This window comes from Salipiger bermudensis, assembly GCF_020171625.1.
In the GTDB taxonomy this organism is placed as follows: domain Bacteria; phylum Pseudomonadota; class Alphaproteobacteria; order Rhodobacterales; family Rhodobacteraceae; genus Salipiger; species Salipiger bermudensis_B.
Genome location: NZ_JAIUZY010000014.1, coordinates 110405 through 122611, shown reverse-complemented (window position 1 = coordinate 122611; position 12207 = coordinate 110405). Strand labels below are relative to the sequence as shown.

The 12207-nt window shown below is 69.6% G+C and carries 8 protein-coding genes; 5 read left to right on the top strand and 3 right to left on the bottom strand.

Annotation, left to right across the window (positions count from 1 at the left end):
* The first annotated feature begins 228 nt into the window (after window positions 1-228).
* Window positions 229-1494, top strand: coding sequence for an MFS transporter (locus LCM15_RS19795; RefSeq protein WP_224859494.1), 1266 nt, complete (start codon window positions 229-231; stop codon window positions 1492-1494).
* A gap of 7 nt (window positions 1495-1501) precedes the next feature.
* Here the strand turns inward: LCM15_RS19795 and LCM15_RS19790 are convergent, their stop codons facing one another.
* On the bottom strand, window positions 1502-2518 hold the full coding sequence (locus tag LCM15_RS19790; RefSeq protein WP_224859492.1) for a Hint domain-containing protein: 1017 nt from the start codon (window positions 2516-2518) through the stop codon (window positions 1502-1504).
* Between the two features lie 196 nt (window positions 2519-2714).
* Here LCM15_RS19790 and LCM15_RS19785 point away from each other — a divergent pair, with 196 nt between their 5' ends.
* On the top strand, window positions 2715-3494 hold the full coding sequence (locus tag LCM15_RS19785) for an SDR family oxidoreductase (RefSeq protein ID WP_224859490.1): 780 nt from the start codon (window positions 2715-2717) through the stop codon (window positions 3492-3494).
* Between the two features lie 89 nt (window positions 3495-3583).
* Window positions 3584-4720 (top strand): hypothetical protein, encoded by a 1137-nt coding sequence (locus LCM15_RS19780; RefSeq protein WP_224859488.1) that lies wholly within the window; start codon window positions 3584-3586, stop codon window positions 4718-4720.
* An 84-nt stretch (window positions 4721-4804) separates the two neighbouring features.
* Here LCM15_RS19780 and LCM15_RS19775 read toward each other — a convergent pair whose 3' ends face one another.
* Window positions 4805-8515: an efflux RND transporter permease subunit gene (locus LCM15_RS19775; protein ID WP_224859486.1), complete on the bottom strand. Its 3711-nt coding sequence runs from the start codon at window positions 8513-8515 to the stop codon at window positions 4805-4807.
* Window positions 8512-9828, bottom strand: coding sequence for an efflux RND transporter periplasmic adaptor subunit (locus LCM15_RS19770; RefSeq protein WP_224859484.1), 1317 nt, complete (start codon window positions 9826-9828; stop codon window positions 8512-8514). The genes LCM15_RS19775 and LCM15_RS19770 overlap by 4 nt, the downstream gene beginning before the upstream one ends.
* A 272-nt stretch (window positions 9829-10100) precedes the next feature.
* On the opposite strand from LCM15_RS19770, the gene LCM15_RS19765 reads away from it, so the two are divergent.
* On the top strand, window positions 10101-10757 hold the full coding sequence (locus LCM15_RS19765) for a tetratricopeptide repeat protein (RefSeq protein ID WP_224859482.1): 657 nt from the start codon (window positions 10101-10103) through the stop codon (window positions 10755-10757).
* 78 nt (window positions 10758-10835) lie between these two features.
* Window positions 10836-12161: a PQQ-like beta-propeller repeat protein gene (locus tag LCM15_RS19760; protein ID WP_224859501.1), complete on the top strand. Its 1326-nt coding sequence runs from the start codon at window positions 10836-10838 to the stop codon at window positions 12159-12161.
* Window positions 12162-12207 lie beyond the last annotated feature (46 nt).

Here is a 12207-nt window from a genome sequence, read left to right as displayed (position 1 = left end):
CTCTTCTCTTTGAAAGTTGCACCTCCGGTCCGACAGCGGCAGCGCCCCCTTCCGGTTCGGATATTCCAGACGCAACAGGCCTTGCGGGCCCTCGAAGCTGCCGCGCTGGCGCTGAATTCTTCACCAATGTCGCGAAGAGTGTGTCCGACGGCGCAGCGGGGCGTGCGGAGTGCGTCCGGCTGCTGCAAGCATCCGGGAACAGCCAACCGGTCATTCAAGGGGAGCCGCATGATTTCCGTTCTTGGCAGCGTCTGGGCACTGCTTCTTGGCACGTTCCTGATCATGCTCGGAAATGGCATGCAGTTCACGCTGATCGGTGTTCGCGGCGACATCGAGGGCTTTTCCGCCGCGGCGCTGGCCGTGATCACCTCGGGCTACTATATCGGCTTCCTCTCCGGCGCGCGTGTGACGCCGATCCTGATTCGCCGCGTCGGGCATGTGCGGGTCTTCGCCGCGCTCGGCAGCTTCATGTCCGCCGGCCTGATCGCCTTCCCGCTGGTCACCGAACCCTGGGCCTGGACCCCGCTGCGCCTGATCCTCGGCTTTTGCATGTCCGGCGTCTATGTCGCCGCCGAGAGCTGGCTCAACCACGCCGCCACCAACGACACCCGCGGCAAGATCCTCTCGGCCTACATGATCGCCCAGACCCTTGGCGTGATCGGCGCGCAATGGCTGCTGACACTCGGAGACGCCGCCACATCGGTGCTGTTCATCGGCGCCTCGATCCTCGTGTCGCTCTCCTTCGGGCCGATCCTGCTCTCGGCCACGCCCACCCCCGCGGTCAGCGTGGCGCGGCCGATGTCGCTGCGCCGGCTCTTCGGGCTTGCGCCGCTGGCCACCGTGGGCACGTTCTTCCTCGGCAGCATCTACGCCACGCAATCGGGCATGGGCGCGGTCTTCGGCACCCAGATCGGTCTCACCACGCCGCAGATCGCGTTCTTCGTGGCGATGCTTTTCGGCGGCGCCCTCGTCCTGCAATACCCGATAGGCTGGCTCTCGGACGTGCTCGACCGCCGCAAGCTGATTTTCGCGGCCGCCGCGATGGGGGCGGGTGCCTGCGCCCTCGGACTGATGACCGACGGGAACTCCGAGATGCTGTTCGTCGCTGCCTTCCTCGCCGGCGGCGTGACCACGCCGCTTTATTCGCTGTTTCTGGCCTACGCCAATGACGACCTGCCCGCCGACGACATGCCCGCGGCCTCGGGCGGCCTGGTTTTCGTCTTCGGCCTCGGCGCGATCGCCGGCCCGCTGCTCAGCGGCTGGGCGATGCAGGCGCTCGGCCCGCACGGGTTCTGGCTGGTGCTGACGCTGACCTTCGCCGGCATCGGGCTTTACGCGCTCTACCGGATGACGCAGCGCCCGGCGATCCAGGTCGAGGAGACCGACGCTTACCTGACGGTCCTGCCGACCACCTCTCCGGTGGCGGTCGAAGTCGCGACGAGCTGGGCGGTCGACCAGGCGGAAGCCGCACAGGACGACCCGCCCGCCGCGTGACGCAGCCTCACCCGCGCGAGGACTTGCGCAGCAGCTCCGCCAGGTCCGGCCGGTCGAGCAAGGCCTCCTCGACCTCGAGGGCGCGGTGATCGCTCCGGCTGTGCCCGGGCAGAAGCTCCGAGAGCCGCTGGTGCAGCTCCTCGGGCAGCGCCGCGTGGGTGCGGGTATCGATCAGCATCGATTCCGCCGCGATGCCCTCGGCATAGATGATCTGATGGTGATCGAAGAGCATCTGGTAATAGTCGACGAAGCCGCCCTGCACCCGCCGGATGCTGTCGTCGTTGACCAGGTGACGCGCCTTGACCAGCAGCTCCGAGCGCCCGGCGCCGATGCGGTCGCGGCGCTGGTAGATGAAGAGCCGGTGATCGGGGCTCACCAGCAGATCGCCGGAATTGTTCAGCACCCCTTCGCGGATCAGGATCGGGGCAAACTCGCCCACGGCCCGCACCGTGTGATGGCCGAGCCAGCGGATCTCCTGCGGGCCGTCGTCGCGGGTCAGGACCCGGTCGCCCACCGAGAGCGCCTCCACCGGGCGCTGTGCACCGGAGGCCATGGTGATCATCGTGCCGCGGGTGAAGGACACGCAGGCGGATTGCGCGAACTTCTGCAGCGCGCCGTCGCGGGTGATCCCCACCAGCGCGAGATCCTGCCGCGGGTCGAGCGCGGCCAGCGGCAGGAACAGGATCGCGGCCACGTCGCCCGCCGCGTCGGTCTCGACCAGCACCAGACCTTCGGTCGTGTGGCCATCGCCCGACATGAAGGTCAGCACGCAGTCGAGGTGCAGATCCGCGCCGGGCGTGCCGATCTCGCTGTCCGCGGCGATGCGGAAGGGCGAGCTGGAGGCCGGGTAGAGGCTCAGGCGGTGCTGCGCCGCGACCGGTGAAAGGCGATAGATGTCGTCCGGCACGAGCTCTTCGGCAAAGCTCAGCCCGTCGCCGAGATTCGCGCCGTTGATGACGCGGATCTGGTCCGCGCGGTAGACGGTGACGCCATGCGCGACGCGTGCGCCTTCAGCCTCGGTCATGTGGGGTCGGCCTCTGCGTGTTGGGCTGTCATTGGTCTTCGGTCTTAGGCTCTGCCGACGCCTGACGCAGGATTTGCCGCGCCGGATGTCGTTCCGGCCATTGTATGCCAAACCATTGTGGCATCAAATGGAGTCTCGGCCGGTCTCGTCCCGGCCCGCCCGGGGCAGGCCCGGGACAGAGAAGGAGACTGACGACATGGATCTTGGAATTTCCGGCAAACGCGCGCTGGTCTGCGCCTCGTCTAAGGGGCTGGGGCGCGGTTGCGCCGAGGCGCTGGCCGAGGCCGGCTGCACGCTGGTGATGAACGCCCGCAGCGCCGGCCCGCTCGAAGAGGCCGCGGGCGAGATCAGCGAGGCCTCCGGCGTCGAGGTCACCGCCATCGCCGCCGACATCACCGATCCGGAAGGCCGCGCCGAGGTGCTGGCCGCCGCCGGGGCCTGCGATATCCTCGTGACCAATGCCGGCGGGCCGCCCCCGGGCTACTGGACCGACTGGGACCGCGGCGATTTCATCGACGCGCTGGACGGCTCGATGCTGTCGCCGATCGCGCTGATGCAGGCGCTGGTGCCCGGCATGATGGAACGCGGCTGGGGCCGTGTGGTCAACATCACCTCGCGCTCGGTCAAAGCGCCGCTGCTGCCGTTGGGCCTGTCGAATGCCGCCCGCGCCGGCCTCACGGGCTTCGTCTCCGGCACCTCGCGCCAGGTCGCCGACAAGGGCGTGACCATCAACAACCTGCTGCCCGGCGTGCACGACACCGCCCGCATCGACCAGCTGGACGACGTGATGGCCAAGCAAAAGGGCATCACCCGCGCCGAGGCCCGCGAGATCCGCGCCGCCGGCATTCCCGCCGGGCGCTACGGCGATCCCGCCGAGTTTGGCAAGATGTGCGCCTTCCTGTGCTCCGCCCATGCCGGCTACATCGTCGGCCAGAACATCGTGCTCGACGGGGGCGAGACCTTTGCCACCATCTGACGCGCCCGCAGCTTCTTCTGGCCCGAAATATCCCGGGGGAGTCGCCCGGAACGGGCGGCGGGGGCAGCGCCCCCAAAGCTGCGCCGCGCATGGCCCGCGGTCCTGACGGCAAGGGCGGCGGCGCGGGGTTTTCCCTCGCCGACCAGCTCTTCAACGCCGAGAACGCCGGGGCGCTGGCGCAGGAGGCCTCGGTGCTGCCCGGCTTCGATGCCGGGCGCTTTCTCGATCACGTGTTGCCGCGCTTCGACGGGCTCGGCGTCCATGCCCGGCTCGGCGTTCTGGCGGATGCGCTCGAGGCGCAACTGCCAAGCGATTTCAATGCTATGGCCGATTCTCTTGAAGCAACGCTTCCAGAGCCGCTCGACCCCGCCCGCAAGGATGACGACTTCGGTCGCTTCATCCACGCGGTGCACGGGGTGCTGGCGGCACGGCATGGCCTCGAACATCCAGAGCGCGCCCTCGACCTGCTGCACGCGGCGACGCAGCGCTTCTCGATGGAATACGCCATCCGGCCCTTCCTCAATCGCTGGCCCGATCTGGTGCTGGCGCGGATGCAGGGCTGGGTGCGCGATCCGCACTACCACGTCCGCCGGCTGGTCTCCGAGGGCACGCGCCCGAAGCTGCCCTGGGGCATGGGCATCACCCTCGACCCGCGCGCGCCGCTGCCGTTGCTCGATGTGTTGCACGCCGACGACACCCGTTTTGTGACCCGCTCGGTGGCCAACCATCTCAACGACCTCGGCAAGACGCATCCCGACGTGGTGCTCGGGCGTCTGACCGCGTGGCACGAAAGCGGTGCGCAAGCCCCGCGCGAGCTCGACTGGATCACCCGCCACGCGCTGCGTACCGCGGTCAAGCGCGGTGAGACCGGCGCGTTGGCGCTGCTGGGCTACCGGCCGGACCTGCCGGTCACCGCGCGGCTCGAAATCCAGCCCGAGCTGCGGATCGGAGAGGTTCTGACCATCGCCGCCAGTCTCGAAAGCCCGGAGGCCGGGCCGGTGCTGGTCGACTACCGCCTGCGCTTTGCGCGGCCCGCGGGCAGCGCCGAGAAGGTCTTCAAGCTGAAGGCCGCCGCGCTTGCCCCGGGCAAGCGCCTGACGCTTTCCAAGGGTCACCGGATGAAGGGCGATGCCAGCACCTTCCGGCTGCATCCCGGGCCGCACGCGGTGATCCTTCAGGTCAACGGGCGCGACCTGGCCGAGTCGGGCTTCACGCTGCTGGAGTAAAGCCAGCCGCCCCGCGACGCGGTGGCCCGGGACAGGCGCGCCCGCCATGCGCGGTCCGGGGCGACGGGCCTCAACCCGCGCGCCTCACTCCGCCGCTTTCAGGGCGTCCGCGCCGCCGGTCGTGTCGGGCGTGTGCGCGGGGCGGCTGGGAAAGGGCGGCAGCTCTTCCCAGAGGATGGTCGGCGCCTTGACCTTCCGCGCCGCCCGCGCCAGCGCCCAGTCCTGCGCCGCGCGGCTGCCGCGGCCCAGAGACAGCGCCGCCAACGCCCGGGCGATCCAGCCGAGATAGGTGTTGAACCAGACCCGCAGCGCCAGCATCGCCGGCGTGAAGACCAGCGTCAGCACCGTTGCGATGGCAAGCCCGAAGACCACCGCCGTGGCCAGCGGTTTCCACCACAGCGAGGTCGGGCTGTCGATGGCATAGCCGCCGCCGAAGAAGTCGAGGCTGAGGCCGATCATCATCGGAAACAGCCCGGCGATGGTGGTGATGGTGGTCAGCAGGACCGGGCGAATCCGGTCCTCGGCGGTGCGGATGATCGCCTCGATCCGCGGCATGTAGCGCGAGTATTCCTGGAAGGTGTCGATCAGCACGATGTTGTTGTTCACCACGATCCCCGCCAGCGCCACCACGCCGGTGCCGGTCATGATGATCGAGAAGGTCTGGTCCATCACGATCATCCCGAGGAACACCCCGGCGGTCGAGAGCACCACCGCCAGAAGCACCAGCACCGCGTTGTAGAAGCTGTTGAACTGAGCCAGCAGGATGATGAACATCAGCGCCAGCGCCGCCGAGAAGGCCTGGCCGAGGAAGGCCTGGCTGTCGGCTTCCTCCTCCTGATCGCCGGTCCATTCCCAGCTCACCCCGCGCGGCAGCGGGCTGGTCTCGAGCCACGTGGTCAGCGCCGCGATGCGCTCGTTGGCATTGACCGGCGCCACCTGCAACGCGCCGCTCTCGGCCAGCGCGACCGGATCGGCGCCGGGCTCGGTGCGGGTCAGGTCGTAGCCGGTGCCGCGCAGGCTGAGGTCGCCGGGGCCGGACGCGGCTTGCGTGCCATATCCTACGGTCGCGCCGTCGCTGACGAATTTCACCAGCCCCTCGCGCACCCCGGCCTTGATGTCGAAATGGCGCTTCTGGTCGACGCGGTTGATCTCGGCGAGTTTCTCCACCGGCTGTCGGGTGATGAAGTTCGACAGCGGCACCAGCCCGTCCTGCGTGCGCACCTTGAGGCTGTCCAGCGTCGAGAGCACCCGGTCCTCGGCGGGCAGGCGCACGCGGATGTCGATCTCCTCGTCCGAGCTGTCGACCCGCATGGTGTCGAGCGTCAGCCCGCGCGTGACGAGCTGGACCATGGCGCCCACGGTGGCCACGTCGGCGCCGTAGCGCCCGGCCTTTTCAACGTCGACATCGATCTGCCAGTCGATGCCGGGCAGGGGGCGGGTGTCCTCGATCTGGCGCAGTCCGGCCATGCTGTCGAACCGCGCCCGGGCCAGTTCGGTGGCGGCGAGCAGATCGGTCCAGTTGTCGGATTTCAGCCGCAGGTGCACCGGCTTGGCCGAGGCCGGCCCCATGGCGAGGTCGATGATCTCGATCTGGATGCCGGGCAGGGACTGCATCGCCTCGGTCAGCTCGGCCAGCACCAGATCGCCGTCCAGCTCGGGCCGGTCGCGGCGGTTCTCCCACGGCACGATCTCGAGCTGGATCTGCCCGATCGTGTCCTTGGGCGGCTCGGCGCCGCCGGTGTTGGAGCTGAGGCCACCATCGCCCGAGAAGGCGAAGGCGGTCTCGATGCCGGGATGGGCGAGAACAATCTCCTCGGCGCGCCGGACCAGCGCGTCCTTCTCGGCCAGAGAAAGGTTGCCGCGGGCGCGGACATAGACGATGGCCTGCTCGGGCTCGCTCTCGGTGAAGAACTCGGTGCCGTTGTTGTTCTCGCCGTAATAGCCGAACACCGAGACGACGAAGACCACGACCGCGGCGATGGTCACCACCGGCATCACCGGGTTGGCGGTGATGAGCTGGATCAGCCAGCCGAAGGGCGTGCGGCGGTAGCGCGCCTCGATGCCCTCGCGCCGACGCTCGATCCGGGCGGCGTCGAGCGTGATCGAGGCCATCACCGCGAAGACGAGGAAGACCAGCGCGCCCGGCAGGCGCGCGGCGTAGCCGGTGAAGGGCGCGTGGAACAGCAGGTCCGGGTTCAGCACCATCATGGCGCCCACGAACATGCCCAGCAGCGCCAGCGGCACCAGCGCCGCCCGCGCCCACCAGTTCGGCAGGCGGCGGCGCAGGGCTTCGCCGCGGCGGTTGAGCCCGCGCGAGAACCGCCCCGAGACCCCGCCCATCACCGGCAGGTAGATCAGCGCCACCACCAGCGAGGCCGAGAGCACGAAGATCAGCGTCACCGGCAGCATCCCCATGAACTGCCCCGCCACGCCGGGCCAGAACAGCATCGGCAGGAAGGCGCAGAGCGTGGTGGCGGTCGAGCTCACGACGGGCCAGAACATGCGCTTGGCGGCCTCGACATAGGCGTGCATCGGCCCGGTGCCCTGCGCGATGCGCTTGTCGGCGTACTCGACGACGACGATGGCGCCGTCGACCAGCATCCCCACCGCAAGGATCAGGCCAAACATGACGATGTTCGACACGGTGATTCCCATGCCGAGCAACAGCAGGAAGCAGAGCAGGAAGCTCGTGGGGATGGCAAAGCCCACCAGCAGCGCCGCGCGGGTGCCAAGCGCGCCCAGCACCACGATCATCACCAGCGCGATGGCGGTCAGCACCGAACCCTCGAGCTGCTTGACCATGCTGTCAACGATGCGGCTCTGGTCGTTGCTGGCCGAGACCGTGACCGCGGCGCGCAGCTCGGGTGGCCAGTCGGCCTCGGCCTGCGCCACCACCGCGCGCACGTCGCTGGCGGTGTCGATCAGGTTGAAGCCCTTGCGCTTGACCACCTGCAGCGCCACCGTGCTGTCGCCGTTGAACCGCGCGGTGCCCTCGCGATCCTCGAAGGTCAGGCTGATGGTGGCCAGCTCGCCCAGCGTCACAACCCGGTCGCCGTTCACCTTCACCGGCAGGTCGTAGATGTCGCGCGGCTCGTCGAAGCTCGAGGGAATCTTGACCGAGAAGGCGCCGGTCTCGGTCTTCACCTCGCCGGCGGCGACCAGCAGGTTGTTGTTCTGCACCACGTTGATCAGCTCGCTGGCGGTGACGTTGTAGCTCTCGAGCCGGAGCGGGTCGATGATCACCTCGACCATCTCGTCGCGCTTGCCGGCGATGCCCGCCTCGAGCACCGAGTCGAGCGCCTCGACCCGGTCCTGCAGATCCTTGACCACCTGCGTCATGGTGCGCTCGGGCACCGCACCGGTGAGCGAGATGATCAGGATGGGAAATTCCGAGAAGTTGATCTCGTTGATCGAGTAACTCTCTGCGCCGTCGGGAAAGCTGCCCTCGGCGGTGTTCATGGCGTCGCGCACATCGGCCATGGTCTCGGTCTTGTTCCAGCCGAACTCGAACTCCAGCGCCACGCCGGCATAGCCCTCGGAGGCCACGCCGGAGAGCGTCTTGAGCCCGTCGAGATCGGCCAGCTCGGTCTCCATCGGCTTGACCAGAAGCTTCTCGGCATCCTCGGCCGAGATGCCGGGGAAGGGGACCGAGATGAACAGCGCCGGGATCTCGATATCCGGCTCGCCCTCCTTGGGCAGGGTGGCATAAGCATAGGCGCCGGCGACCAGCGACAGGAAGATGAAGGCCAGCACCATGCGGGCGCGCTCGGCGGCCCAGTCGACGAGGCCGGTCACTGAACGACCTCCTCGAAGCTTGGCCGGACGGGCACGCCGTCGGTGACGTATTCCTGTCCCACGGTGATCACGTCGACGCGCTCGGGCAGGCCCGAGACCCAGATGCCGCCACGGGTGTCGCGCAGCACGCTCACCGGCAGGAACTGCGCCGTGCCATCGGCGGCGACCGCGCGAATGCCGAGGCGGCCGTCATCGTCGAGGGTGAGCGCGGATTGCGGCAGCAGATGCGCCATGGCGCCGTCGGCCTCGATGGCGATCTCGGCGGTCTGGCCGGCGCGGATCGCCAGATCCGGGTTCGGCAGGGTGATGTCGACCCGGAAGGTGCGGGTGGTCTCGTCGGCGCGGCGGGCGATGAAGGTCACTTCGCCCGTCACCTGCTGTTCGCCCACCAGTCGTGCACCGGCGCGGGCGCCGGGGCTGACCCGCGCGACATCGGCCTCGGGCACATAGCCCACCAGCCGGATCGGATCGAGCTGCAGCACCGTGGCGCAGCGCGTGCCCACGGTCATCAGCGCGCCGAGTTCGGCGGTGTCGTCCTCGAGCACGCCTGCGAAGGGCGCGGTGATCGACAGGTTCTCGACTTCGGTGCGCGCGCGGGCGACGGCGGCGCGGGCACTCTCGATCTGCGCCTCGAGGCTGTCGATGCCGCTGTCGGCGGATTTCAGCCCGGCCTCGGCGCTGCGCACCCCGGCTTCGGCGGCGCGCTGCCCGGCGCGGGCCGAGGCCAGCGTGGTGCGCGAGGAATAGCCGCTCTCCGAGAGCTTCTCGGCGGCGGTCAGGGTGATCTGCGCTTCCTCGAGCTGGGCCTCGGCCTGCGCCAGCGTGGCCTCCGCTTCGGGCACGCGCGCCTCGACCTGCGGGCGCTGCGCCTGCGCCTCGGCCAGCGCGGCCTCGGCCTCGAGCAGCGAGGCGCCCGAGGTGCCGGGATCGAGCTCGCAGAGCAGCTGGCCGGCGTCGACCGCGCTTCCCTTGGGCAGCGGCTCCGAGATCACCCGGCCCGTGGTCTCGGATAGCACGTCGACCTCGCGGAAGGCCTGGCTCTGGCCGCGCAGCAGCACCGCGTCGTCGATCTCCTGCGCGGTGGAGTGCCGCGCGATGACCGCAACGGTTCCCTCTTCGGCGGGCGCAGCGGCGGCAGCTTGCTCCGTGGTTTGCGCAGTCCCCGCGGGCGTCGAGCCGGGCGCTTCGGCAGGATCTGCACTCTCGGCAGGGGTGGACACACCGGCAAAACCGAGCAGGCGGTCGCGCTCGATCACCACGCCATAGAGCACGGCCATCACGACGAGCGCCGTCAGGATCGAAATGATACGCATGGTTCAGGGCTTCCCACTCGGCTCGGGTCCATGGGACAAGGGATAACGCGAAACGGTGCCCGTGCAATGCGACCATTTCAATAACGGGTCTGGCGTGCTCCCGGTGAGGCGTCCGGGTCTGAACTGTCCCGTTCAGATTACCCGCCCGGCCGCGCCCGATCAAGCTGCGCGGGGCGATCGCCGCCGCGCCGCCGGTGCCGCGCCCGGAGATGCCTTGGCAGTGCCCGCCGGGGCCTGTAAGAGGGGGCCGACAAAGACTTGTGAGGCCGCCCTTGAGCAATCCCGACAGTTTCATCGACGAAGTCACCGAAGAGGTCCGCCGCGACCGGCTCTTCGCCGCCATGAAGCGCTATGGCTGGATCGCCGTGCTGCTGGTCATCCTGCTGGTGGCCGGAGCCGCGTGGCGCGAATACAGCCAAGCCCAGAGCCGTGCCGAGGCACAGGCGCTCGGGGACGAGATCCTCGCCGCGCTCGAGGCCGAGGAGCCGCAGGCGCGCGTCGCCGCGCTGTCCGAGATCGACGCGCCGACGCCCGGCGCAGACGCTCTGATCGCCATGCTGAGCGCCTCCGAGGCAGCCCGCGCCGAGGACATGGACGCCGCCGCGCAGAACCTCGAGGCGGTCGCCGCCAATGGCGAGGTGCCCGAGATCTACCGCGAGATCGCCAGCTACAAGGCGATGAGCCAGGCAGGGTCGGGGCTCTCCATTGACGAGCGCCGCGCCGGGCTCGAGGCGCTCGCCGTGCCCGGCAAGCCGCTGCGCCTGCTGGCGGAAGAACAGCTTGCGCTGCTCGAGATCGAAGCCGGCGACCGGCTCGCCGCCGAGGAGCGGCTGCGCCGCATCGTCGAGGATTCCGAGGCCACCGCCGGCCTGCGTCAGCGCGCCTCGCAGATGATCATCGCCCTTGGCGGCGAACTGGATGCCAGCTAAAGCGGTGGAAACACAACAGGTCTGACCGGCCCGCCGGCCAGATCGAAGCGTGACAGGCGAAAGACGGGGGCAGTGGATTTGCGTATCACCACCATCACAGCGGGGCTTCTCGGGCTGACCATGCTGTCGGCCTGCTCGGAGCCCGAAGTCATCCTCCCCGGCGAGCGTCTGGGCACCCGCCAGGTGCTGCAGGACAGCGGCCCGGCCGACGTCACGCCGCCAAACACCGCCCGTGCGCTGTCGCTGGCGGCCAGCACGGTCAATGCCGGCTGGGCGCAGAGCCCGGTCTCGCCCTTCGCGCGGGTTGCGAACGCGGCGCTGAACCGCACGCTCAGCCCGGTCTTCTCGGTCGATATCGGCGCCGGTGACAGTCGCCGCAAGCGCATCAACGTCGACCCCGTCGTCTCGGGCGGCCGGATCTACACGATGGATTCCGAGCACATGCTCAGCGCCGTGAGCAGCTCCGGCCAGATCCTGTGGCAAAAGAGCATGGTGCCGGCGCGCGAACGCGCGGGTCAGGCGCAGGGCGGCGGGCTCGCCGTGGCGGACGGGCGGCTTTACGTGGCCTCGGGCTATGGCCGGCTCACCGCGCTCGACGCTGCCAGCGGTGCCGAGATCTGGGAGCAGCGCCTCGGCAACACCGCCACCGGCGCACCCACCGCCGCCGGCGGGCTGGTCTACCTGACCTCCGGCGACAGCCGCGCCTGGGCGCTCGAGGCCGACAGCGGTCGCATCCGCTGGCAGATCGACGCCCCCGAGAACATCGCCAACGTGGCCGGTGCCCCGGCGCCGGCACTGAACGACAAGGCTGTGATCTTCGCCTTCGGCAATGGTGGCGTGCAGGCGGCGTTCCGGCAGGGCGGGATGCGCCTGTGGAGCGCCGACGTCGTCGGCAGCCGCGTCGGCTCGGCGCTGGCGCAGGTCGGTGACATCACCGGCGGGCCGGTGATCGCCGGCGACCGGGTCTATATCGGCAACCATTCCGGCCGTATCGTGGCCTTCAACGTCGGGAATGGCGAGCGGCTCTGGACCGCGCGCATGGGCGCCCGCGGGCCGGTCTGGCCGGCTGGCGATTCGGTGTTCCTCGTGTCGGACAAGAACCAGCTGGTGCGGCTTGACGCCGCCAGCGGCACGCAGATCTGGGCCATCGACCTGCCGGGCTACGAGCCGGTGCGCCGGCCGCAGCGCCGCCGCGACAGCGCCTATGCCCATTATGGCCCGGTGATGGCCGGGGGGCGGCTCGTGCTGGCCTCCTCGGACGGGGCGCTGCGCAGCTTCGACCCGGCCTCGGGCGCGCTCATCGGCGCCACCGAGGTGCCGGGCGGGGCGACCACCGCGCCCGCGATCGCCAACGGCACGCTCTACGTGGTGACCAAGAAGGGCCAGCTCGCGGCCTATCGCTGACCCGGCAGGGAGCAACGTGACAGGAGGGGCGCGCGGGGCCGACCCG